General features: G+C 71.7%; 18 protein-coding genes. 5 read left to right on the top strand and 13 right to left on the bottom strand.

Annotated features, from left to right (window positions below; translation table 11 throughout):
• Positions 1-5: 5 nt before the first annotated feature.
• Genes ACESMR_RS05370 through ACESMR_RS05390 form a run of 5 tightly spaced genes read right to left on the bottom strand, consistent with a single transcriptional unit; the run spans position 6 to position 7,428 of the window.
• Positions 6-3,158, bottom strand: a complete 3,153-nt coding sequence (locus tag ACESMR_RS05370) for an efflux RND transporter permease subunit (RefSeq protein WP_373045723.1) — start codon at positions 3,156-3,158, stop codon at positions 6-8.
• Positions 3,159-3,171: 13 nt separating this feature from the next.
• Complete coding sequence (locus ACESMR_RS05375) at positions 3,172-4,773, bottom strand: efflux RND transporter periplasmic adaptor subunit (RefSeq protein WP_373045725.1); 1,602 nt, start codon at positions 4,771-4,773, stop codon at positions 3,172-3,174.
• A complete protein-coding gene (locus ACESMR_RS05380; RefSeq protein ID WP_373045727.1) occupies positions 4,773-6,050 on the bottom strand; it encodes a TolC family protein in 1,278 nt (425 codons plus the stop codon). The genes ACESMR_RS05375 and ACESMR_RS05380 overlap by 1 nt, the downstream gene beginning before the upstream one ends.
• Positions 6,051-6,058: 8 nt before the next feature.
• Positions 6,059-7,036, bottom strand: a complete 978-nt coding sequence (locus tag ACESMR_RS05385; RefSeq protein ID WP_373045729.1) for a M56 family metallopeptidase — start codon at positions 7,034-7,036, stop codon at positions 6,059-6,061.
• Entirely contained in the window at positions 7,033-7,428 is a 396-nt protein-coding gene (locus tag ACESMR_RS05390; RefSeq protein WP_373045731.1) for a BlaI/MecI/CopY family transcriptional regulator, read from the bottom strand. Before ACESMR_RS05390 ends, ACESMR_RS05385 begins: the two co-directional genes overlap by 4 nt.
• A 72-nt stretch (positions 7,429-7,500) precedes the next feature.
• Between ACESMR_RS05390 and ACESMR_RS05395 the strand changes: the two genes are divergently transcribed.
• Together ACESMR_RS05395 and ACESMR_RS05400 are read left to right on the top strand one after the other, a co-directional pair.
• A complete protein-coding gene (locus ACESMR_RS05395; RefSeq protein ID WP_373045733.1) occupies positions 7,501-8,979 on the top strand; it encodes a vitamin K epoxide reductase family protein in 1,479 nt (492 codons plus the stop codon).
• Positions 8,980-9,008: 29 nt separating this feature from the next.
• Complete coding sequence (locus tag ACESMR_RS05400; RefSeq protein WP_373045735.1) at positions 9,009-11,297, top strand: di-heme oxidoredictase family protein; 2,289 nt, start codon at positions 9,009-9,011, stop codon at positions 11,295-11,297.
• Positions 11,298-11,387: 90 nt separating this feature from the next.
• Here the strand turns inward: ACESMR_RS05400 and ACESMR_RS05405 are convergent, their stop codons facing one another.
• Both ACESMR_RS05405 and ACESMR_RS05410 read right to left on the bottom strand, forming a co-directional pair.
• Positions 11,388-11,660, bottom strand: coding sequence for an SHOCT domain-containing protein (locus ACESMR_RS05405; RefSeq protein WP_373045737.1), 273 nt, complete (start codon positions 11,658-11,660; stop codon positions 11,388-11,390).
• Between the two features lie 114 nt (positions 11,661-11,774).
• Positions 11,775-12,233, bottom strand: coding sequence for a hypothetical protein (locus ACESMR_RS05410; RefSeq protein ID WP_373045739.1), 459 nt, complete (start codon positions 12,231-12,233; stop codon positions 11,775-11,777).
• Positions 12,234-12,441: 208 nt separating this feature from the next.
• Here ACESMR_RS05410 and ACESMR_RS05415 point away from each other — a divergent pair, with 208 nt between their 5' ends.
• Positions 12,442-13,881, top strand: coding sequence for a multicopper oxidase family protein (locus ACESMR_RS05415; RefSeq protein ID WP_373045741.1), 1,440 nt, complete (start codon positions 12,442-12,444; stop codon positions 13,879-13,881).
• A gap of 70 nt (positions 13,882-13,951) precedes the next feature.
• Here ACESMR_RS05415 and ACESMR_RS05420 read toward each other — a convergent pair whose 3' ends face one another.
• From ACESMR_RS05420 to ACESMR_RS05440, 5 genes are all read right to left on the bottom strand, one after another.
• Positions 13,952-14,344: a cupredoxin domain-containing protein gene (locus ACESMR_RS05420; protein WP_373045743.1), complete on the bottom strand. Its 393-nt coding sequence runs from the start codon at positions 14,342-14,344 to the stop codon at positions 13,952-13,954.
• A gap of 14 nt (positions 14,345-14,358) precedes the next feature.
• A complete protein-coding gene (locus ACESMR_RS05425; RefSeq protein WP_373045745.1) occupies positions 14,359-17,892 on the bottom strand; it encodes an efflux RND transporter permease subunit in 3,534 nt (1,177 codons plus the stop codon).
• A gap of 4 nt (positions 17,893-17,896) precedes the next feature.
• Positions 17,897-19,573, bottom strand: a complete 1,677-nt coding sequence (locus tag ACESMR_RS05430; RefSeq protein ID WP_373045747.1) for an efflux RND transporter periplasmic adaptor subunit — start codon at positions 19,571-19,573, stop codon at positions 17,897-17,899.
• Complete coding sequence (locus ACESMR_RS05435; protein ID WP_373045749.1) at positions 19,566-20,882, bottom strand: TolC family protein; 1,317 nt, start codon at positions 20,880-20,882, stop codon at positions 19,566-19,568. Before ACESMR_RS05435 ends, ACESMR_RS05430 begins: the two co-directional genes overlap by 8 nt.
• Before the next feature lie 110 nt (positions 20,883-20,992).
• Complete coding sequence (locus ACESMR_RS05440; protein WP_373045750.1) at positions 20,993-21,364, bottom strand: hypothetical protein; 372 nt, start codon at positions 21,362-21,364, stop codon at positions 20,993-20,995.
• Positions 21,365-21,503: 139 nt separating this feature from the next.
• On the opposite strand from ACESMR_RS05440, the gene ACESMR_RS05445 reads away from it, so the two are divergent.
• Together ACESMR_RS05445 and ACESMR_RS05450 are read left to right on the top strand one after the other, a co-directional pair.
• Positions 21,504-21,707, top strand: coding sequence for a hypothetical protein (locus ACESMR_RS05445; protein ID WP_373045752.1), 204 nt, complete (start codon positions 21,504-21,506; stop codon positions 21,705-21,707).
• A 63-nt stretch (positions 21,708-21,770) separates the two neighbouring features.
• Positions 21,771-22,184: a cupredoxin domain-containing protein gene (locus ACESMR_RS05450; protein ID WP_373045754.1), complete on the top strand. Its 414-nt coding sequence runs from the start codon at positions 21,771-21,773 to the stop codon at positions 22,182-22,184.
• Positions 22,185-22,197: 13 nt separating this feature from the next.
• Here the strand turns inward: ACESMR_RS05450 and ACESMR_RS05455 are convergent, their stop codons facing one another.
• Entirely contained in the window at positions 22,198-23,097 is a 900-nt protein-coding gene (locus ACESMR_RS05455; protein ID WP_373045756.1) for a hypothetical protein, read from the bottom strand.
• Positions 23,098-23,122: the final 25 nt, after the last annotated feature.

Below are 23,122 nucleotides of genomic sequence, written 5' to 3' on the forward strand. Positions count from 1 at the left end.
GCACCTCACAGGGCGGGCAGCGGCTCGTTCGCGCCGGCAGCCGCAGCTTCGCCCTTCCTGCCGTGGAGGAGGAAGAGCGCCGGCACGACCACCATGTTGAGCGCCGTGGAGGAGAGCAGGCCGCCCAGGATCACCACGCCCATCGGCGCCTGGATCTCATTGCCCGGATCGCCTGCGGCGAGCACGAGGGGGACGAGCGCCAGGCCGGCGGAGAGTGCGGTCATCAGCACCGGCGCGAGCCGCTCCATCGACCCCTGGCGGATCGCCTCGCGCAGCCCCTTGCCCTCCTCGCGCACCAGGTATTCGTAGTGGCTCACCATGAGGATGCCGTTGCGGGTGGCGATGCCGAAGAGCGTGATGAAGCCGACCAGCGAGGCGATGCTCACCACGCCGGACGTGAGCGCTACCGCCAGCACGCCGCCGATCAGCGCGAGCGGCAGGTTGATCAGGGTGAGCAGCGCGTTGCGCACGGTGCCGAGTGCCACCACGAGGAGGAGGAAGATCCCGACGATGACCAGCACGGTGAGGATCCCGATGGTCCGGGCCGCCTCGGCGGCGCTCTCGAACTGGCCGCCGTATTCGATCCAGTAGCCCTCGGAGAGCTCGACCTCCGCGCCGATCCGCGCCCGCAGATCGTCGACCACCGCGCCGAGGTCCCTGCCCGCGACGTTGGCCTGCACCACCATCTTCCGCTGCGCACCCTCGCGGGTGATGGCGTTCGGCCCCTCCTCGCGCACGATGGTGGCGAGCTGCGCGAGGGGCACGCGTGGCCCTGCAGGCGTGTCGACGAGCGTGGCGCCGATCGCCCGTGCATCCTCCCGGGAGGCGTCGTCGAGGCGGAGCACCACGTCCACCGTGCGCTGCCCCTCGAGGATCGCTCCCACCGTCTGCCCGGTGAAGGCCACTTCGACCTGCTCCGCCAGCGCGCCGGTGGTGAGACCGTAGCGCGCGGCCGCTGCCCGATCCGCCCGGATGGCGAGCTGCGGGATGTCGCTCTGCTGCTCGATCGCCACGTCGACGGCGCCCGGCGTCTTCTCGGCGACCTGCCGCACCTGCTCGGCGAGCTGCCGCAGCCTGTCGAGGTCGTCGCCGAAGAGCTTGAGGGCGATGTTCGACCGGCTCCCCGAGAGCATGTGGTCGATGCGGTGGGAGAGCGGCTGGCCGATGGTGATCACCGCGCCCGGGATCTGCGCGAGCGCGCGCCGCATCGCAGCGAGGAGCTCCTCCCTGCTCCGCCCGCCCTCCATCGCGAGCCGGACGTCGATCTCCGAGGCGTTGACGTCCTGCGCGTGTTCGTCCAGCTCCGCTCTGCCGGTGCGCCTGGCGGTGGAGACCACCTCCGGGAAGGCGAGCAGCGCCTCCTCGATCCTGCGTCCGAGCCGATCGGAGGCCTCGAGCGAGGTCCCGGGGAGCGTCACCACGCTCAAGGTGAGCGATCCCTCGTTGAATTCCGGCAGGAAGGATCTACCGAGGAAGGGAACGACCACCAGCGTGGCGGCGAGGAGGAGCGCGGCGCCGCCGAGCACCGCCTTCGGCCGCTCGAGGGCGACGCCGAGCGCCGGCTCGTAGGTGCGTTTGAGCCACGCGATCGTCCGGCTCTCCTCGGAGCCCAGGGAGCGGGCCCGGGGCAGGAGCCAGGCGCAGAGCGCCGGCGTGAGCGTCATGGCCACCAGCAGCGAGGCGGCGATGGCCACGATGTAGGCGAGCCCCAGCGGCGCCAGCATCCGACCCTCGAGGCCGGAGAGGAAGAAGAGCGGAACGAAGACCAGCACGATGATCAGCGTGGCGAAGACGATCGAGGTCCGGACCTCCACCGAGGCGGCGTAGATCACCGCGAAGGGCGACCGCTGCCGTTCCGGCGGAAGGGCCCGGTTCTCCCGGAGCCTGCGGAAGACGTTCTCGACGTCGATGATCGCGTCGTCGACGAGCGAGCCGATGGCGATGGTGAGGCCGCCGATCGTCATCGTGTTGAGCGTCACGCCCAGCCCAGCGAGGACCAGCACCGCCACCACCAGCGAGATGGGGATGGCGAGGAGCGAGATCACCGTGGCCCGCAGGTTGGCCAGGAAGACGAGCAGGATCACCGCCACCAGGATGGCGCCGTCGCGCAGCGCCGCCTCGACGTTGCCGACGGCGGCCGAGATGAAGTCCGACTGCCGGAAGATCTTCCGATCGATGCGCAGCCCCGCCGGCAGGGTGGACTGGATCTCGTCCAGCGCCGTGTCGATCCGCTCGGTGAGCTCGAGGGTATTGGCGTCGGGCTGCTTGAGCACCGCGAGGATCACCGCGGGCCTGCCGCTGGCGGCGCCCTCGCCGCGCTTGATCTTCGGCCCGATGCGCACGTCGGCGAGCTGCCGGACCGTCACCGGCTGGCCGCCACGGACCGCGACCACCGTGTCGCCGAGGTCGTCGAGCCCGTCGGCGCGGCCCACCGCGCGCAACAGGTATTCCTGGCTGCCCTCGACGTAGAAGCCGCCGGAGGCGTTCTGGTTGGTGGTGCGGAGCGCCGCCGCCACCTCGTCCACGCCGACGTCGAGGGCCTGGAGCGCCTCCGGCCGGAGCAGCACCTGGTATTGCTTCACCCCGCCGCCGATGGGCACCACCTGCGAGACGCCGGGCACCGAGAGGAGCCGCTTGCGCACCAGCCAGTCCGCTGCGGTCCGGGCCTCGATCAGCTGCGCCTCGCGCCCCGTCTCGCCTGGTGCCAGCACGCCCTCCTCCCAGGCCATCGAGAGGAAGAGGATCTCGCCCATCACCGAGGAGATCGGCGCCATCGTCGGCGGATCCACATCGGGCGGCAGCTGCGCTCCCACCAGCTGCAGCTTCTCGTTCACGATCTGGCGGGCGAGGTAGATGTCGGTGCCCCAGTCGAACTCCACCCAGACGATCGAGATGCCGACCGCAGAGGTCGAGCGGACCCGGCGCACGCTGGTGGCGCCGTTCACCGCGGTCTCCACCGGGAAGGTGACGAGGCTCTCCACCTCCTCGGGCGCGAGGCCGTGGGCCTCGGTGAGCACGGTGACGGTGGGCGCGGTGAGATCGGGGAAGACGTCCACCGGCATCTGCTGCGTCACCCGGGCGCCGACGAGGAGCAGGAGCGCCGAGGCGGCGATGACGAGGAGCCGGTTGTCGATGGCCCAGCGGATGAGGCGGTTCATCGTGCGTCGGTCCTTAGTGCTGGTGGCCGTGCTCGGGGATGGCGCCCGAGGCGTTGGCGAGCTTGAGTTCGTAGGCGCCGCGGCTGACCACGCGCTCGCCCTCCCGCAAACCGGCGCGGACCTCGACCCAGCCTCCGTCGCGGGCGCCGAGCTCCACCTTCCGCTCGAAGAAGGACTCGCCGCCCTCCATCACGTAGACCGTGGGCCTGCCGCGGTCGTCGACCACCGCCGCAGCAGGGATGGCGAGGACTTCGCTGCCCTCGCCGGTGAGGAGCCGAACCTTCGCGAACATGCCCGGCTTGAGCATGCCCCCGGGGTTGGGGAGCTCGAAGATCACCGGCACGGTGCGGGTGGCGGGATCGACCACCGCGCCGACGGCGACCCGCGTGCCTTCCGTCTCGTCCACCACGAAGTCGCGGCCGATCCCGGCGACGGTGAAGGTCGCCCCCGGACTCTGCTGGACGCGGGGCGCGTCGCTCTCGAAGACCCGCGCCTCGAGCCAGAGCCGATCGGTGTCCACCACCGAGACCAGCAGCTGACCCGGCTCGACGATCGCGCCGGGCATCACGTCGGCGAAGGAGACCACGCCGTCGAGCGGCGCCCGCAGCTCGAAGGAAGCGCTCCCGCCTCCACGCCCGCCGCCGCCCTGTGCGCTCCGGTAGAGCGAGAGCTGCCGCTCCGCCGCCTGGAGCCGCGCCCGTGCGACGTTCTCCGCCACCCGGGCTGCGTCCAGCTGCTTCTCGGGGATCGCCTGCACCGCGAGGAGCTCCTCGGCACGGCGCACCTCCCGCTCGGCGAGCCCCAGCTCGGCCCGGGCCTGTGCCGCCGCCAGATCGAGGCCGGCGCGATCGCGGCCGCCGGTCTCGATGGGGACGATGGAGAAGAGCCGATCGCCCCGGCGCACCCGCATGCCGAGATGGGGCACCGATGCCGGCACCACCACCCGCCCCGCCACCGGCGCCGCGAGCTCCGCGGCCTTGCCGGCCACGGGCCGCAGCTCGCCGTTGGCGCGGATGCCGTCGCGCAGCAGCCGCTGCTCCACCGGCGCCGTGGCGAAGGTGGTCTTCCACTGCTGCTCCTTGAGGTAGGGCACCGTGCTTTCTCCCGTCGCCTCCGGGGGCGCAGCGGCGATGGCGGCGCCGGCGCTCGCGTGGACGGTCACGCTGCCGGCGGGGACGCTGCCCGTGACCTGCGGCCCTTGCAGCTCGAGGGTGAGGGTGGCGGCCCCCGGCTTGCCGGGCGTCACCACCGGCTTGAAGATCCCGTCGCGGAGCAGCTCCTCGGCGACGAAGCGCTCCTCCGAGCCGTCGGCGTAGCGCAGCGTCGCGATCACCCTTCCCTTCGTCACCGCGACGAAGCCCTCGGGGTTCCGGGCGTCGGTGAAGTGGGCGACGAGGGCCGACGGCTGCCCGACGACGAGGGCGGGATACTCCATGAAGAGCTCGAGGCCGTCGGCGTAGGTGGTGACGACCACGGCGGGCCGCTCGTCCTCCGCCTCGTGGCCGTGGCCGTGATCGTGTGCGTCCTCCTCGTGGGCGTGCCCGTGTCCCTCCTCGTGGGAGGACGAGCAGGCAGCGAGGAAACCGCAGGCGGCGAGAAGCAAGAGGTGGCGCATCACGGGGCTCCTGCAGCGGCGTCGAAGGCACCGGCGAGGAAGAGAAGATCCGTCTGGGCGATCCGGGCAGCGAGGGCGAGGTCGAGGAAGGCGAGCTCTGCCTCCCTGCGGGTGCGCTCTGCATCGACGAGGGTAACGATGTCCGCGCCACCGGCGCGGTAGGCGGCCGTCGCGCTCACCTGGAGTTCCCTCGCGGGATCGAGCATCCCGTCCCGCGCGCCCTGCACGCGCGCCGCCCGGCTCGCCGCGGTCTCGATCGCTGCGGCGAGGGCCGAGCGCGCAGCGTGGAGCAGCGCTGCACGCCGCGCCTCCGCCTGCCGGCGCCGCACCTCGGCGAGGGCGCGCGTTCCCTGCCGGCGCTCGAAGAAGGGAAGCGGAACTGAGAGACCGACCACGTAGCCGGTCTCCACCTCGGCGCTGCCCAGATCCTGCACCTTCGCCCCGCCGGTGATCGTGGGGTCGGGAATCCACGAGCGTCCCGCAGCTGCAGCCAGCGCCTCGGCGGCTTCCGCCTCGAGGCGCAGCGCCCGCAGGTCGGCGCGCCGCGCCTCCAGCGCCGCGAGCAGCTCGTCCCGATCCGCGGGCACGGCCTCGGGCGCCAGCGTGGCGTCGAGCACGGGGAGCTTCCGGCCCGGCGGCAGCAGGCGCTCGGCCTCCGACGTCGCTGCTGCCAGCCGGACCCGGGCCTCACCGAGCGCGTTCTCCACCGTGGCGCGCTCGACGCCCATGCGCAGGCTGTCGTAGCCGGCGGCGTCGCCAGCAGCGGCGCGGGCCGCCAGCATCCGCTCCAGCTCGCGAACCTCCTGCAGCGACCGCTCGAAGACCGCCACCCGCTGCCGCGCCTCGACGACGCGGAAGTACGCGACGGTTGCGCGCCGCCGCAGCGCGGCCCTGGCGCGCTCGTAGCGGGCCTGCGCCGCCTGCACCTCGCCGTCGGCTGCGTCGCGCTCGAGTCCGAGGCGTCCGGAGAGGACGAGGGGGATCGAGGCGATGAAGAAGTCCTCGCTCTCGTCGGTGCCGTCACCGAACGACTCGCGCGTCCACTCGATCGACGGGTTGGGCCAGCGGCCCGCGCCCGCTCGCTCGGCAGCGGCGGCCTCGATCTCCAGCGCGGCGATCCGGGCGTCGAGGCCCTGCTCGAGCACCTGCCGGACGAAGTCGTCCGCTGCCAGCGTCCGTTGCTGGGCGAGGGCGGGTGTCGCCGCCAGCAGGAGCACGAAGCAGCTACTACGAACGGTCGTAGCAAAGAGCGAGAGCATACGGGTACCGCGCTGCATGGGCGTACTCAGGAGAGGTGGGCGAAGAGCGTCTCCACCGCGTGGTGGATCGCGTCGTCGAAAGCCAGCGCCACCGCGGCGCCGGCGAGGAGCACGGAGCAACCGAGCGCGAGGGAGAGCGGCGTGCGCGTGCGGGGCGGCACGTCGAGGAGCGCGCGGACGCGGCGCTCGAGGGCCGAGCCGCCGAAGGCGAGGGCGAGGTGCTGCACGTCGCGCTGCAGCTTCGCCACCTGCACGAGCGCGCTGGCGACCAGGGCTCCATCCCCCACCTCTGCCGCCGCGTGGAGATCGCAGGCCTCCTCCGCCGCGTCGCGGTGGGCACGGGCGAGGGTGCGGGCGACGAAGGGGAGCGCGAAGAGCCCCGCTCCGGCGAGCAGCAGGCGGCTGAGCGGATCCCGACGGCGCAGATGCGCCCGCTCGTGCGCCAGCGCGCCCTCGAGAGCGCCGGGATCGAGGCGGCCAGCGAGGGAGGCGGAGAGGAAGATGCGCCGGCGGAGGATGCCGGCTGCATGGCAGAGCCCCGGCGCCCCGGGGAGGAGGAGCAGGGTCGAGCCGTGTGCGTCCGTCCTCGCCTCGCCGAGTCCCTCGAGCAGGCGCAGGCGCCGCGTCGCCGCCCGTTCGCCGGCGAGGAAGGTGCCGAGGCGCCAGGCGAACGCAGCGAGGGCCGCGGCACCGGCAACGGCGAGTCCCGGTCGTAGACCGGCGAAGTGGATCAGGCAGAGGTGGAGGTGGTGGGCGTGGTCGACGCAGTGGTCCGGCCCGCCGAAGAGCGCCCGGAGCGGCGGCGCGATCGCCGCGAGGAGGACGGCGAGGGTCGCGGTGGCGGGAAGCGTGCCGAGGAGGAAGGCGAGATCCGCGCGGACGAAGGGCGAGCGCACCCGGGCTCCGAGCGACCACCACGCCAGGCCCGCTGCGAGCGACACGAGCGTGCCGGTCAGCGCGGCGAGCGCCGCGAGCTCGAGGAGGAAGGCGAGCGCCGCCGTCATCGCCCGGCCCTCCGCCTGCGCTCGATCAGCTCGGTGAGCTTGTCGAGGAGCGCCTCGTCTTCCCGCGCGGCGGCGTCGACGAAGGCGGCGAGCGCCGTCTCGCCGTGGGAGGCGAGGATCTCGAGCGCGGTCTGGTCGGCGAGCGCCCGCTCGTACGCGGCGCGGCTCATCACCGGCGTGTAGCGCCAGGCCAGCCCGTCCTTCTCCCGGGCGAGCAGGCCCTTGTGGTGGAGGCGGTCGAGGGTGGTCATGATCGTGGTGTAGGCCCGCGCATCGTCGCCCTGGAGGCGATCACACACGGTGCGTGCGGTGGCGGGGAAGAGCCGCCACACGATCTCCATCACCCGGGCTTCGAGGGAGCCGAGCGGCTCGAGGCGCCTGCGTTCGTGCACCGGGCAGTCGTAGCACGGGCACCTACTACCGTCAATCGTAGGAGACCATCAACTTGCTGGTGAGGAGGCGGCATGAGCAGCGAGCAGGAGCACGGCGGCATGGCGCGCCGCGGCGTCACCCGCCCGATGCACGGGGGCGGCGGTCACGAGATGACGAAGGAGGATCGCTGCGATCAGCTGCGCCAGCACCACGCGCGCACCCAGTGGGTCTACTGGTCGATCATCCTCGCCGGCGTCTGGACCCTCTTCGCGCCGGTGACCCTCGGCTACGGCGCCGAGATCGCCGAGCCGAGCGGCGGCAGGAGCATCTGGCTCTCCGACGCAGCCCGGATCACCGCCATGCAGGTGAGCGACGTGGCGAGCGGCCTGCTGCTCATCTTCTTCGGCTGGCGATCGCTGCAGCCGGACCGGCCCTACAGCCTCTGGGCCGCCTGCTTCGTCGGCGTCTGGCTCACCTTCGCGCCGCTGGTCTTCTGGGCGCCGAGCGCTGCCGCCTACCTCAACGCCACCGTCGTCGGCGCCGCGGTGATCGCGCTCACCATCCTCGTCCCCGGCATGCCGAACATGCCGATGTACATGAAGATGGGCCCCAACCAGCCGCCGGGCTGGACCTACAACCCGTCGAGCTGGCCGCAGCGCGCGATCCTGATCGCGCTCGCCTTCGTCGGCTGGCTCGTCTCCCGCTACCTCGCCGCCTACCAGCTCGGCTACATCGAGACCGTCTGGGATCCCTTCTTCGGCGACGGGACCCGGCAGGTCCTCGACTCGAAGATGTCCCACTCGCTGCCCGTCTCCGACGCGGGCCTGGGCGCCCTCGCCTTCACCTTCGAGTTCCTGATGGGCTGGATGGGCAGCCAGGCGAGGTGGCGGACGATGCCGTGGATGGTGGGCTTCTTCGGGATCCTCGTCATCCCCCTGGGCCTCGTCCACATCTTCCTCGTGATCTCGCAGCCGGTGGTGGTGGGGAGCTGGTGCACCTTCTGCCTCCTCGCCGCGGCGCTGATGCTGCCGATGATCGGCCTCTCCGCCGACGAGGTGGTGGCGATGCTCCAGCACCTGCGCGGCGCGAAGCGGCGCGGCGAGTCCCGGTGGAGGGTCTTCTGGCTCGGCGGCGCGCCGGAAGGATCGCAGCCCGACGAGCGGACGCCCGAGGTGCCCGAGCTGCCGCGCAAGCCGGGGCTCCTCGCCCGCGCCTCGGTCTGGGGCATGACCCTGCCCTGGACGCTGGTGCTCTCGGTGGCCATCGGCATCTTCCTGATGGCGGTGCCCGGCACCTTCGACGTGGGCAAGCCCGCTGCGAGCGTCTTCCACCTCGGCGGCGCGCTGGTGGTCACCACCGCGGTAATCGCGATGGCCGAGGTGGTGCGGCCGCTGCGCTTCCTCGACGCGCTGCTGGGCCTGGTCATCGCCATCGGTCCGCTGATCCTCGACGGTGCCGGCGGCACGGCGCGGCTCATCGGCATCGTCGCCGGCCTCGCGCTCGTCGTGCTCGCCGTGCCACGGGGCCAGGTCCGCGACCGCTACGCGAGCTGGGACAAGGTGATCGTGTAAGGTAGGGATTCTCGACCAGGGAGTCCCCGATGTACCGCAAGCTCCTGCCCCTCGCCCTCATCGCTGCAGGCTGTTCCGCCGCGGAACACGAGCCCGAGGCACCACCGCTCTCCCGCGAGATCTTCGCGCCGCTCGGATCGCCGCTGCCCTTCGCCACCCCCGCGCAGCGCGCCGATTTCGAGCGGGGGCGCGAGCTCGCGGAACGAATCTTCACGGAGGCTGACGGCCTCGGCCCGCGCTTCAACACCGTCACGTGCGCGGGCTGCCACGAGAAGCCCGTGGTGGGCGGGACCTCGGGGCGCTTCCGCAACATCTACCTCACCGGCAGCACCACCCCCGACGGCCGCTTCCTGCCCAGCCCCGGCGGCGGCGTCGCCCACGGTTACGGCCTCGGCGAGGCCGGCGTGCGTCCGCGCATCCCTGCCGAGATGGACGTGAGCGGCCAGCGCAACGCCCTGCCCTTCTTCGGCGCGGGGCTCATCGCCGAGATCCCGGACGCGGCGCTGCTGGCACTCGAGGATCCCGACGACGCGGACGGCGACGGGATCAGCGGCCGCGTCAACCGCGAGCGGGGCCAGGTGGCCCGCTTCGGCAGGAAGGCGCAGACCACCTTCCTCGAGGGCTTCGTCCGCGGCCCGCTCAACAACCACATCGGGATCACCACCAACCGCCTCACCGACGCGGAGCGGCGCCGGCTCCCCTTCCCGCCGCCCGTTCGCAACGCAGCGACTGCTGCGGGTCTGCAGTCCGTACAGCAGGGCCAGGTGGCGCCGAAGGACAACCCGATCGTCGACGCGGACCTCGTGCCCGATCCGGAGCTCGGCGCCGAGGATCTCTTTGCCCTGGTGAGCTTCACCATGCTGCTGGCGCCGCCGCCCCCCGACGCGCCGACCCCGCAGACGAGCGAAGGGGCAGCGCACTTCGAGGCGATCGGCTGCGCCGCCTGCCACGTGCCTTCCCTCGAGGGGCCGCGCGGTCCGATCCCGCTCTACTCCGATCTCCTGCTCCACGACATGGGCCCGGAGATGTCCGACGGTATCGAGATGTGGGACGCGACCCCATCGGAGTTCCGCACCCAGCCGCTGTGGGGCGTCGCCGCTGCGGCGCCCTACCTCCACGACGGCCGCGCCGACACGCTGGAGGAAGCGATCGCCTGGCACGGGGGCGAGGCCGCCGCTTCCCGGCAGCGCTACGACGCGCTGCAGCCGGCGGAGCGGGCGGCGATCCTCGCCTTCCTCGGATCGCTCGGCGGCGCAGCGGAGCGAACGGAGGGGATGTTGCCGCAGCAGGCCCCCATTCCCGAGGTGGGGGCGCCCGGCGGGCCGCTGCGCCCCCTCGACGACGCGGAGCGGGACCTCTGGCTCGAAGGCCGGCAGCTCTTCGACAGGGACGCGGCGCTGGCGGAAGGGCTCGGCTCGCCCCACTTCAACGGCGACAGCTGCCGCTCCTGCCACGATCGTCCGGTGATCGGCGGCGGCGGCAAGCTCGACGTCACCGTCGTCCGTGCCGGCAAATGGGTGAGCGACACCTTCTTCGCGCCCTTCCCCGGCAGCACGATCCTGCCCCGGGTCTCGCCGCCCTGGTTGCCGCGGGTGGAGGCGAACTACACCGACGTCGAGCGGCGCAAGTCGCCCTCGTCGCTGGGGCTCGGGCTGGTCGAGGGGATCGCGGAGGCAGCGATCCTGGCGAACGCCGACCCCGACGACGCGGACGGCGACGGCATCCGCGGCAGGGCCTCGCGCCTGGCGGACGGGCGACTCGGCCGCTTCGGCTGGAAGGCCGACGTGCCGTCGCTGGCGGAGTTCGTGCGCGACGCCTTCAGCAACGAGCTCGGCTTCTCGCTGGCGGCAGCAGAGGGGCTCACCTTCGGCAGCGCCACCGACGAGGACGGCGTCGCCGATCCCGAGATCGCCACAGGTCCCCAGGAGGCGATGACCTTCTTCCTGCGGCAGCTCGCCCCGCTGGCGCCGACGGCCTCGGAGCCGGAGGGCGCCTCGATCTTCGCCGCGATCGGCTGCGACGGCTGCCACGTTCCCGAGCTCGACGGCGTGCCGCTCTACAGCGACCTGCTCCTCCACGACGTGGCGCCAGCCGAATACCGCGGGATCCCCACCGCCACCACCGGCGGCCGCGAGTTCCGCACGCCGCCGCTGTGGGGCGTGTCGCGCACCGGCCCGTGGATGCACGACGCCGGCGCGCCGACCCTCGAGGAAGCGATCTACCGGCACAGCGGCACGGCGCTCGCGTCCCGTCGCGCCTTCTCCGATCTACAGCCCGCCGAGCAGGCGGCGCTGCTCCGCTTCCTCGAGGCGCTCTGAAAGCGGGCGCCGTCTACCGGCTCCCGCCGGCAGGCGGCGCGTCCCGGTCCTCTCCCGCCGGTGCAGCGAATGCAGCGGGACGCCTCCGGTTCAGACACGCCGCAACTCGTCGCGCATCTCCCGGTACTGTTCGCGATCGATCTCGCCCCGAGCGTAGCGCTGCTCGAGGATCTCCACGGCGCTCTCCCGCCGCTCGCGCGGCGGGGCGCTCGGTGGCTGCGGCGGACGATTCGCGAGGCGGATCGCCGCCCAGACAACGACCGCTACGACCGCCAGCCCGAGGAGCCACCAGAAGACCATCCAGCCCCCGCCCATGTGATCGCCCCACATGTGATCCCCCCAATGCTGCCAGCCGCCCTGCATGGTGCACCTCGCGATCCTGGAGGATGTGCACCAACGCGCGGGTCGTGAACCTGGCGAAAGGGGGCGCAAAGGCTGCGCGCGGGCTGGACCGGCGCGCAGCCGCTGCATGCAGGCCTACCGATGCATCCCGCGCCCACCGCAATGCATGCCGCCCATACGCTCGTGCATCGGGCCAAGATGCGCTTGCAGCGTCTCATGGTAGCCGTCGCACAGCGCGCGCACCTCTTCGAGATCGGCAGTGCCCTCCACCGCGGCGTGGTGGCGCTCCACCTCGGCTCGTGTCTCGGTCATCCCCATTCCGGCCCCGGCCATGTGGTGACCGGCGCCGTCCTCGCAGCCTCGGAGCCCCGCCTCGAGCTCGTCGACCGCATCGAGCATCCGCCCGTGGTGGCGCTCGTGCTCTGCCGTCATCGCGTCGCGATCGGCAGCGCCTGCAACCGCCTCGTGATGGCGGGCCGCCTCCTCCTCCATGGACGCGAGCGCAGAGAGCGCAGCCTCGTTCGAAGCGTCCTCGTCCGTGCCGCATCCGGCGCCGAGCACCAGAAGCGCGGCGAGCCATGCCTTGCCGTTCATCGTGCACCTCCCGGCTCATCGAGCATGCATCACCAGCGCCACGGCCCTTGCCGGGCAGCTGGCCGGTTCGCGCACCACGATGGAACGGAGCGATAAAGGCAGGCGCGTTTCGATGACAGCGCCCCTCCCCTCCGCGAGAATGCAGGCAGCACCTGCGGCGCGGGTCTGCGTCGCCAGCAGGTCGAGCCACCTCCCCAGGAGAGAGTCCATGCGATCCATCAGCCTCATGTCCCTTGCGCTCGCCGCGCTGCTCGCAGGCTGCGGCGGCGACGACGGAAACACGAACGACGAGCCGCCCCTGCCCGATACGAGCGGTGCGCCCGCGGGCTGGGCCGACGAGGTCCCGCTCGCCATCCTGGAGGACATCGATCCCGCAGCCGACTTTGTCGAAGTGGCGCTCGAGGCGAAGGTCGCGACCGTGGAGTACCGGCCGGGTGTCGCCACCGAGGTCTGGACCTACAACGGGACGGTGCCCGGCCCGATGCTCCGCGCGAAGGTCGGCGACACCGTGGTGGTCCACTTCACCAACCATCTCCCCGAGGCGACGACCATCCACTGGCACGGCCTGCGGGTCCCCGCGGAGATGGACGGCGCCGGGCACATGACCACGGCGATCGAGCCGGGCGCGAGCTTCGACTACCGCTTCGTGGTGCCGGACGCCGGCCTCTTCTGGTTCCACCCCCACGTTCGCTCGGACGTGCAGGTGGAGAAGGGGCTCTACGGCACGGTGCTGGTGGAGGATCCGGCGCAGCCGGACCTCGGCGACACGGTAACCCTCGTCTTGGACGACGTGGCGCTCCGTGCAGACGGCAGCCTCGCGCCCCCGGGCTCGGGTGGCCACATGGAGGAGATGATCGGGCGGCAGGGCAACACGCTCCTCGTCAACGGCAGGATCGCCCCGACGCTCCTCGCCCGTGCCGGCCGCCCCCAGCATTGGCGCCTCGTCAACACGGCCAACGCCCGCTACTTCCACCTCGAGATCCCCGGCCACCGGATCGTCCGGGTCGGCGGCGACGCAGGCCTCGTTCCCGCACCGGTGGAGAGCGACTCGCTCCTCCTCGTCCCCGGCGAGCGCGCCGAGATCGTTGTCACGCCGGTGGGCGAGCCGGGGGATCGCATCGTCGTCCGCAACCTGCCCTACGAGCGCGGCCACGGCACCGGACTGGAGGATCCGGCCGAGCTCTTCGCGGTGGAGATCGCGGACCTGCCGGCGGAGCAGACGCCGCAGCTCCCGTCGATCCTCGGCACGGTGGAGCCGATCGTCGTGGACGGCAGCGAGCCGGTGCAGACGGTGGCGCTCAGTGAGGTGATGAACCACACCCAGATGATCTTCCGGATCAACGGACAGGCGTGGCCCGACGTCGAGCCGCTCACCGCCACGGTGGGAGAGACGCAGGTCTGGGAGGTGACCAACGAGACCAACATGGATCACCCCTTCCACCTGCATGGCTTCTTCTTCCAGGTGCAGGAGGTGAACGGCGCCGCTCCCGCGCTGCGGGAGTGGAAGGACTCGGTCAACGTGCCGGCGGAGGGGACCCTGCGCTTTGCCGTGCGCTACGACGACCGCCCGGGCGGCTGGATGTTCCACTGCCACATCCTCGAGCACGCGGAGCTGGGGATGATGGGCGAGCTGCAGCTGGTGCGCTGAACCCAGGACGTCGAAGGGGCGGCCCCGCGCTGCGGTGGCCGCCCCTTCGCTCTTCAGCGCTGCGCTGCTCTCACTCGACGACGAGCACGCCGGCGATCATCTGCCCCATGCCGCAGCCGTACTTCACCTCGCCCGACTTCGTCGGGGTGAAGGTCACCTCCACCGGCTGGTTCAGCGGCAGCTCCTTCTCGATGTCGTAGGCCGGGATCATGATCTCCTTCGCGCAGGTCTTGTCGGTCTTGCGCGTGATCACCAGCGTCACCGGCTCGCCCTTCTTCACCTTCACCGGCGTCGGGCCGAAGCCCTCCTCGGTGACGCTGAGCTCGACCCGGTTGCCCTGCGCCGCCTGTGCAACCGTCGTCGCAGCCGCGGGCTTGGCGTGTTTCCCGCAGGCGAGGGCCTCCGCGGCGGGGAGCACCACCGCAGCGGCGAAGAGGGCAGCAACCATCGTCTTTGCGATCATCTCGTCTCTCCTTTTCACGCAGCTTCCTGCAGGGCGGCCTGCTCGGCCTGCCGTTTCTCGTGCTTCAATTCCCAGAGCCGCCAGTAGGTGTAGACCACCGGGATGATCTCCAGGGTGAGGAAGATCGAGGTCACCAGCCCCCCGACCATCGGCGCGGCGATCCGCTTCATCACGTCCGCGCCTGCGCCGTCGCTCCACAGGAGCGGCACCAGGCCGATCGAGGTGGTGGCCACCGTCATCAGCTTGGGCCGCACCCGCATCACCGTGCCCTCCATGTGGGCCCAGATGATGTCGTTGAGATCCCGGATCTTCCCCGCCGCCTTGCGCTTCTCGTAGGCGCGGTCGAGGTAGACGATCATCACGATGCCCGTCTCCGCTGCGAGACCCACCAGCGCGATCATCCCCACATAGACGGCGGTGGAGAGGCGGTAGTCGAGGAGCCAGAGCAGCCAGATGCTGCCCACCATGGCGAAGGGCACCGAGAGCAGCACGATCATCGTCTCGATGATGTTCCGGAAGTGCAGGTAGAGCAGCACCACGATGAGCAGGAGCGTGAGGGGCAGGATGATCTGCATCTTCTCCGCCATCCGCTCCAGCAGCTCGTACTGGCCGGTCCACTTGAGGAAGGTGCCCGCGGGCAGCTCCAGCGTCCCGTCCACCTGCGCCTGTGCCACCGCCTCCTTCGCCCGGTTCACGAAGCCGCCGATGTCGGTCTTCGCGGTGTCGATGTCGACGAAGACGTAGCCCGCGAGCATTCCATTCTCGTCGCGGATCATCGGCGGGCCGTTGACCACCTTCACCTCGGCGAGCTGGCCCAGCGGCACGTGCACGAGCCCCGCGTCGGTGACGCCCTGGATCTCGGTGCTCGTCGGCGCGGGCAGGCTGCCGACCGAACCCACGTCGAGCATCTGGGGCACGCCGAGGGACGGGCCGTGGAGCTTGCCGGGGGCGCCGACGCCCAGCGGCGCAGCGGCGTTCATCGGCGCCGCCCCGCCGCCGGACGATCCGCCGCCCATGCCGCCGCCCATCTCCGCGGAGGCATAGGCCCTGTCGCTGGCGAGCAGGGGGAAGAGGCTCCCCTGCATGCCCATCCCGCCACCGGCGCCGCCCGCCTTCACCGGCACCAGCACCTCGCGGAGCCGCTCCGGATCGTCGCGCAGATCCCGCGGGTAGCGCACGTTCACGCTGAAGCGGGCCCGCCCCTCCACCGTGGTGGTGATCGACTCGCCGCCGATCGCCATCTCCACCACGTCGTGGATGTCGTCCACCGCGAGGCCGTAGCGCGCCAGCGCGTCTCGGTCGGGGACGATGTCGATGTAGTAGCCGCCCAGGCTCCGCTCGTAGAAGGCGCTCCTCGTCCCCGGCACCTGGGCCAGCACCTGCTCGAGGGAGGTGCCCACCCGCTCGATCTCCGCCAGGTCGTGGCCGAAGACCTTCACGCCGATGGGCGTGCGCACGCCGGTGGTGAGCATGTCGATGCGGGTCTTGATCGGCATGGTGAGGGCGTTGGTCCACCCGGGCAGCCCCAACGCGTCGTTCATCGCCGTGACCAGCTCCTGGGTGGTCCGCTGCCGCTCGTCCGGCCAGACCAGGTCGAAGGCAGGCGCGAGGAAGGAAGGCGCCCACGAGCTCCACCAGCGCTCCACCGGGACCGCAGGCCACGCTTCGGGAGGCTTGAGCTTCACCACCGTCTCGACCATCGAGAGCGGCGCCGGATCGGTGGCGGTCTCCGCCCTGCCCGCCTTGCCGAAGACCCGCTCCACCTCGGGGAAGCCCATGAGGATCCGGTCCTGCTGCTGCAGCGCCACCTTGGCCTCCTCGATGGAGACGCCGTTGAAGGTGGTGGGCATGTAGAGCACGTCGCCCTCGTCGAGCGACGGCATGAACTCCGAGCCCAGCCGCGGCACCAGGGGAATGGTGGCGATCACCGCCGCCACGCCGATGGCGATGGTGGTCTTGGGGTTGCGCAGCGCCACGAAGACGAAGGGCTTGTAGATCCCGATGAGGAAGCGGCTCACCGGGTGGTCCTGCTCCTTGTGGATGCGGCCGCGAATGAGCAGCACCATCAGCGCCGGCGCCAGCGTCACCGCGAGGACCGCGGAGAAGAACATGGCGAAGGTCTTGGTGAAGGCCAGCGGCTTGAAGAGCCGCCCCGGCTGCCCCTCCAGCGCGAAGACCGGGAGGAAGGAGACGGTCACCACCAGCAGCGAGAAGAAGATCGCGGGGCCGACCTCCTTCGCCGCCTCGATGATCACCCGGGTGCGCTCCTCCCTCGTGCGGGGCCGAGCCTTCTCCAGCTTCTTGTGGGCGTTCTCCACCAGCACGATGGTGGCGTCGACCATGGCGCCGATGGCGATGGCGATGCCGCCGAGGCTCATGATGTTGGAGGTGATCCCCATCAGCTTCATCGGGATGAAGGCGATGGCCACCGAGATCGGCAGCACGATGATCGGCACCAGCGCGCTGCGGAAGTGGAGCAGGAAGGCGAAGAGCACCAGCCCCACCACGATCCCCTCTTCGAGGAGCGTGTGCTTGAGCGTGTCGACGGCCCGGCCGATGAGATCGGAGCGGTCGTAGGTGACCACGTACTCCACGCCCTTCGGGAAGGAGGGCTTCAGCTCCTCGAGCCGCGTCTTCACCCGCTCGATCACCTGGAGGGCGTTCTCGCCGTGGCGCATCACCACGATGGCGCCCACCGCCTCGCCCTCGCCGTCGAGCTCCGCCACGCCGCGGCGGATGTCGCCGCCGAAGGCCACGGAGGCCACGTCGCGGACCAGCACCGGCGTGCCGCCGGGGGTGGCCTTCACCGTCACCTTCTCGATGTCGGCGAGGTTCTCCACGTAGCCACGGCCGCGGACGAAATATTCGCGCCCGCTCATCTCGAGCACGCGCCCGCCCACGTCGCGGTTGGAGCGGCGGATCGCCTGCGCCACGTCGGAGAGGGTGATCCCGTAGGCCCGCAGCCGGTTGGGATCGACGGTGACCTGGTATTGCTTCTCGTAGCCGCCCACCGAGGCCACCTCGGCGACGCCGGGGACCGCGGTGAGGGCGTATTTGAGCGTATAGTCCTGGAAGGTGCGCAGATCGGCGAGGTCGGTGCTGCCGGTGCGGTCCACCAGCGCGTATTGGAAGACCCAGCCCACCCCGGTGGCGTCGGGGCCCAGCTGCGGCTCCACCCCCTCGGGCAGCTGCCCCCGCAGGCTCGAGAGGTATTCGAGCACGCGGCTCCGCGCCCAGTAGATGTCGGTCCCCTCGTCGAAGAGCACGTAGACGAAGCTCATCCCGAACATCGAGTAGCCGCGTACGTCGGTGACGTGGGGCGCGGAGAGCAGCGTCGAGGTGATCGGATAGGTGACCTGGTCCTCGATGAGCGAGGGGCTCCGGCCCATCCACTCCGTGTAGACGATCACCTGGGGATCGGAGAGATCGGGGATCGCGTCGAGGGGCGCGGTCTTGATCGCGAACCAGCTTCCCGCCAGGGCGAAGAGCGTGCCCAGCGCCACCAGGAATTTGTTGCGCGCGGAGAATTCGATCAGGCGCTCGATCATGGCTTCAGTGCCCTCCGTGACCGGCGCCGGCCTCGGAGCCGCCCGCCATGCCGGAGAGCGCCGCCCGCAGGCGGCTCTCCGAGTCGATGAAGAAGCCCGCGCTGGTCACCACCTCCTCGCCGGCTTCGAGGCCGTGGACGAGGAGGTGATCGCCGGAGCGGCCGCGGATGTGGACCTCCCGGGGTTCGAAGCGCCCGCCGCCCCTCGCCACCAGGGTGTAGACGTGATCGCCGCTCTCGATCACCGCGTCCCGCGGCACCACCAGCCCGTCGCGGCCTGCGGCGTCGACGCGCACGTCGCCGAACATGCCGGGCCGCAGGTCGATCTCCGCGTTCGCGATCTCGAGGCGCACCTTCATCGTGCGCGTCGCCGGATCGACGGTGGGGTAGACGAAGGTGACCTTGCCGACGAAGCGATCCCCCGGCAGCGCCGACGAGGCGAAGGAGGCGGAGGAGCCGACCTTCACCCTGGCGAGATCCTGCTCGTAGACGTCGGCGAGGACCCAGACCTTCGACAGGTCCGCCACCTCGAAGAGGATGGTGCCCGGGGAGACGTAGCTGCCGGCCACCGCGCCCTTGTGGAGGACGTGGCCGTTGGCGGGCGCCCGCAGGGTGAGGGAGCGCTGCGGCTTGCCCGCCTTGCGGATCGCCTGCAGATCGGCGGCGGCGATGCCGAGGAGCTCGAGGCGCTGCTGCGCCGGCCGCACCAGATCCCCGCCCCACTGCAGCGCGTTCAGGTACTCGACCTGCGCCTGGTAGAGCTCGGGGCTGTAGATCTTCGCCAGCGGCTGCCCCTTCTTCACCCGGGCGCCGGTCTCCTCCACGAGGAGCTCCTCGATCCAGCCGGCGTAGCGGGTCTGCACCACGTTGCGCTTGCGCTCGTCGGCAGCCACCACGCCCACGGTGCGCACCTGCCCCTCGAGGCTGCCGCGCTCCACCTTCGCGGTGCGCACGCCGATCCGGGCGAGCCGCTCGGCGGGGATGGTCACCGGCACCAGGCCGGGCACGCCCTTCTTCTCCACCGGCGCCTCGCCGGCGGCCGCCACCGCTGGGACCACCTCGCCCTTCCCGCTGCCTGCGGTGGGCTCCGCGCCTTCCTGGCGCTCGAGGTACATCCCGCACTTCGGGCACTTCCCCGGGCCCTCCTTCACGATCTCCGGGTGCATCGGGCAGCTGTAGATCGCGGGCCCGCCGGCTGCCTTCGCCGGCGCCTCCTCCGGCACCTGCACCAGCTTCATCCCGCACTCGTCGCAGCGGCCGGGCTCGTCGGAGACGACGCCGTCCTCGGGCATGGGGCAGACCCACTGGCCGGGTTTGGCGCCGAGCTTCTCCGCCACCGCGCGGATGGCGTCGTCGCCCTCGTGATCGTGGCCCGCGTGGGCGTCTGCAGCGCCGTGGTCGCCGACCGGCACCAGATCCATGCCGCAGATCGGGCACTCGCCGGGCCCGTCGGAGACGACGGTGGGATGCATCGGGCAGTGGTACTGCTCGGAGGCGTGGGCCTCGCTGCCGACGAGGCCACTGGCCATCGCCAGGGTGTAGCCGGCGCCGAGGAGCGCCACCGCCAGCATCAGCCAGCGCACGAGGGATGCGGCGCGCACGCCGGGAGGTGCCTCCTCCTCGCCCTCCATCATCGGCTCGTCGTCGTGCAGGTCGGGGATCTTGATCTCGTTCTCAGCCACGGTCCACCTCGGGGGCGGCAAGCGATTCGTCGAAAAGGGAGACGCCGGTCGCGCGAGCGAGCCGCGCCAACTGCCGCACGTAGTTGGCGCGGGCGCGCAGGGCCTCGAGCTGCTGGGCCTGCAGCTGGACCTGGGCGTCCAGGAGGGTGAGGAAATCCACGGAGCCGGCCTGGTAGGAGCCGATCGCCGACTGCACGTTCCGCTCGGCCCTGGGCACGATCTCCTCGTCGTAGAGCCGGATCAGATCCCGCTGCCGCTTCGCCGCGGCCCAGGCGGTGCGCGCCTCGCCGAGGAGCGTGTCGGCCCGCGATTCACGCTGCAGCAGCGCCGAGCGCGCCTCGGAACGCGAGGCCGCAGCGAGCCGGTTCTCCTTCGAGCCAGCGAAGACCGGGATCTGGAACATCACCTCGGCGCCGACCATGTCGGGCATGTCGGTGCGGAAGCCCCACATCACGCCGACCTCGGGATCGGGCCAGCGGTCCCGCAGCGCGAGGCGGGCCTCGATCTCGCTCCGCTCGGCCTGCTCGCCGAGGGCCCGCAGCTCCGGGTGCGCCTCGATCCGCGCGTAGAGCGGCGCGGGATCGGCGGGGAGCGCCGGGAGCGGCGGCGCCGCCGGCGAGCCCTCGAACGACGCGAGGGGCCGGTGCAGCAGGGTGGCCAACGCCGCCCTGGCGGCGGTTTCCATCTCCTCGAGTTCGAGGAGCGGATCGGTGATCCGCGCCAGCTCCACGTCGGCCCGGAGCAGATCGGACTGGCTGCCGCCGCCTGCGGCATACCGCCCGCGGGCGATGACCCGGAAGCGCTCGAGGGCCTGCTGCTGCTCCTCGACCAGCCGCACCGACGAGGTGGAGAGCCAGAGGTTCGCGTAGGCGTCGGTGGTCGCCTGCCGGAGAAGGAGCGCCTGGCTCGCCTTCTCCGCCTCGGCGAGCTTCGCGTTCTGCTCCACCGCCTCCCGCCGCAACTCCCGCTTGCCGAACCAGGGGAACTGCTGGCGGAGCATGACCTCCTTCATCGTCATCATGTCGTCGGTGAAGGAGAAGGTGTCGACGGGGAGGTTGCGGATCGCGAAGCCCAGCATCGGGTGGGGCAGCGAGCCGGCGGCGATGGCGCGATCGAGCGCGGCGGCACGCTGCGCGTCGAGGGCGACGAGGTCGGGGTTGCGCTCCACCACCGCCGCGAGCAGCGGCTCGAGGGCGAGCGTCGGGGCATTCTCTTCTGCTGGCGCCTGCGCGCGAGAGACAGGCAGGGCGTCCGGCGCACCGGCGATGGCGGCAGCCACCAGCACGGGCACGAAAATCGAGGAAAACACGCGGGTCACTCCCGGTCCGCGCACGGGCGCGAACCATCGGATCGGCAAACCACCCGGCAGGCGATGCGCGAACGCATCACCCTCGGGCGCTCCACGCGGACCGGGACGACTCAGCGAATCAGAACGATGGTCTGGAGCCCCAGCAGCGGGGGCGAGGTGCCGGCGGGCACGGGCTCGGGCCTGGCGGGAAGCGCCGCGGGCTCGGCGAAGATCACCTGCTGCCAGGCGGCGGCGAGGGCCGGGCCGGGAAGCGACGCCTGCTGCTGGTGGAGGTCGAAGGCCGGCGCAGGCAGGGCGTCCCTGCAGCAGCCGTCGGCGCTCTTCAGCACCGGGCCGTCCGTGCCCTCGTCGCCGGGGCAGCAACATGAGGTGGTGAGGGTGCCGGTCATCGCGCAGAACACCTGGGCAGCAGCCATCCCCGCGTGCAGGAGCACGCCGAGGGCGGCGATCACGGCCAGGAGGTGGTGGTTGCGTACGATCACGGCTCTTTCCGGTGTAGGCTCAACATCGTCGCTTGTCAAACAGGCGGGTGCGAATCGATGGAACCGACGGCCCGCGGGGAAGTTCCGCCGAACCGCCCGGCGCCTGGCCTGGCTCCAAGGGAGAGGAAAGGAGGCAGACATGCAGAAGATCCTCTCCCTGCCCTTCGGCCGCATGGGAATCGGCGCCCTGATCGGCGGGTTGTCGGCCCTCGGTTATGGCCTGGCCATGCGCACGCTCGGCGGCACCTGCACCTTCGCGTGCGACCCGCTGGTCGGCGGGCCCCTGGGCGCCGCCATCGGCGCAGTGGCGCTCCTCGCCCTGCGCGACGACAATTTCGACTGAAGGTTGCGCGGCGCCCGACCCACCGGTTAGAGCGTCCTCGCACTCCACCGGAGGATGGTTTCGATGCAGATCCGTTTCCTTGCAGCCCTTGCCGCCCTGCCCCTCGCCATCGCCTGCAGCGAGGGCGGCGGCCACGCCGACCACGCGGAGAAGAAGGCCGCGCCTGCTGCGGAGGCGAAGCCCGCCGTGGCCCGCCCCGCCGCCGACGGCACCATCGAGGTCCACGCGACCCGCGACGGCTTCGAGCCCTCGAAGATCGAGGTCGAGGGCGGCAAGCCGGTGAACCTCGTCTTCGTGCGCGAGATCGAGAAGACCTGCATGACCGGCGTGGTCTTTCCCGACCTGAAGATCGAGAAGGATCTGCCCGTGGGCGAGAAGGTCACCGTCACCGTGACCCCCGAGGCCGGCGGCACCATCCACTTCCAGTGCCCGATGGGCATGGGCAAGAGCACCGTGGTCGGCCTGCCGAAGGCCTGAAGATCCGCGCGCTTCAGCTGCAGGCGGCGCGTACCGCCTGCAGCCGCGCGAGGATGAGGGCCCCATCGGCACCGGCCTCGAGCGCCTCGTCCAGGCCGTCGTCGCGGCCGCGCAGCAGCTGCAGCTGCCGGCGGAAGCCGATCGTTCCGATCACCAGCGGCCGCGCCTCCAGCTCCCGCGCCAGCCGCGCCGCGAGCCGCCCGTCGTGCTCCCGGAGCTCGGCGCGCCGGTTCACCTCGAGCAGCACCTCGGCGAACGCCGCCACGTCCCTGCAGATCCCCGCGCCGTCCGCCCCTCGCGCCGCACCGTCGATTCTCGCGAGGAACGACTCCACCTGGATCCGGTCGGCGATCCGGAGGCGCCTGCGTCCCCTGCCGTCTCGCATCCGCTCGAGCCACGTCCGCACCCGGGCGAGCTGCTCCCGCAGGCTCTCGCCACCTTCGACCACCGCGCGCATCTCCCCGCGGAAGGCGACGAAGACCGCGCGGATCGCCAACGCCCGGCGCTGCTCGAGGAGCGCCACGCCGTAGAGCGCCGCTTCGATGCCGCCCTGCTCCACCAGCGCCCGGTCGAGACCCAGCAGCGCCCCCAACGCACTCTGCCGCGCGGCGCCGAGGCGGGCGAGCTCCTGCGGGAGCGGCGCTGCAGCAGCGAGCTCCTCGAGGAGCCCGGCGAGGCGCCGCAGCTCCCACCCCGCCACCGCGGCCACGTCCGACAGGGGGCCGCCTTCGGCGTGGGCGAGGGCGGCGCGCACCTTTTCGATCGGCTGCCGGAGTTCTTCCGCCGCAGCGGCGAGCGCGTCCGGATCGAGGGCCTCGGGCTGCAGCCGTGACGCCACCAGGGCGGCGGAGAGGACGAGCAGCTGGAGTTCCTCCAGCGCGGGCCCCCCCGGGCCTGTGTGGACGACGTGCATGCGCGCGCATGGTGCCAGCGAGCGG

This window comes from Vulgatibacter sp. (assembly GCF_041687135.1).
In the GTDB taxonomy this organism is placed as follows: domain Bacteria; phylum Myxococcota; class Myxococcia; order Myxococcales; family Vulgatibacteraceae; genus JAWLCN01.

Coding starts and splice junctions, on each gene's coding strand:
- ACESMR_RS05370 (WP_373045723.1), bottom strand. CDS start 3,158: ATGAACCGCCTCATCCGCTGGGCCATCGACAACCGGCTCCTCGTCATC.
- ACESMR_RS05375 (WP_373045725.1), bottom strand. CDS start 4,773: ATGCGCCACCTCTTGCTTCTCGCCGCCTGCGGTTTCCTCGCTGCCTGC.
- ACESMR_RS05380 (WP_373045727.1), bottom strand. CDS start 6,050: ATGCAGCGCGGTACCCGTATGCTCTCGCTCTTTGCTACGACCGTTCGT.
- ACESMR_RS05385 (WP_373045729.1), bottom strand. CDS start 7,036: ATGACGGCGGCGCTCGCCTTCCTCCTCGAGCTCGCGGCGCTCGCCGCG.
- ACESMR_RS05395 (WP_373045733.1), top strand. CDS start 7,501: ATGAGCAGCGAGCAGGAGCACGGCGGCATGGCGCGCCGCGGCGTCACC.
- ACESMR_RS05400 (WP_373045735.1), top strand. CDS start 9,009: ATGTACCGCAAGCTCCTGCCCCTCGCCCTCATCGCTGCAGGCTGTTCC.
- ACESMR_RS05405 (WP_373045737.1), bottom strand. CDS start 11,660: ATGCAGGGCGGCTGGCAGCATTGGGGGGATCACATGTGGGGCGATCAC.
- ACESMR_RS05410 (WP_373045739.1), bottom strand. CDS start 12,233: ATGAACGGCAAGGCATGGCTCGCCGCGCTTCTGGTGCTCGGCGCCGGA.
- ACESMR_RS05415 (WP_373045741.1), top strand. CDS start 12,442: ATGCGATCCATCAGCCTCATGTCCCTTGCGCTCGCCGCGCTGCTCGCA.
- ACESMR_RS05420 (WP_373045743.1), bottom strand. CDS start 14,344: ATGATCGCAAAGACGATGGTTGCTGCCCTCTTCGCCGCTGCGGTGGTG.
- ACESMR_RS05425 (WP_373045745.1), bottom strand. CDS start 17,892: ATGATCGAGCGCCTGATCGAATTCTCCGCGCGCAACAAATTCCTGGTG.
- ACESMR_RS05445 (WP_373045752.1), top strand. CDS start 21,504: ATGCAGAAGATCCTCTCCCTGCCCTTCGGCCGCATGGGAATCGGCGCC.
- ACESMR_RS05450 (WP_373045754.1), top strand. CDS start 21,771: ATGCAGATCCGTTTCCTTGCAGCCCTTGCCGCCCTGCCCCTCGCCATC.
- ACESMR_RS05455 (WP_373045756.1), bottom strand. CDS start 23,097: ATGCACGTCGTCCACACAGGCCCGGGGGGGCCCGCGCTGGAGGAACTC.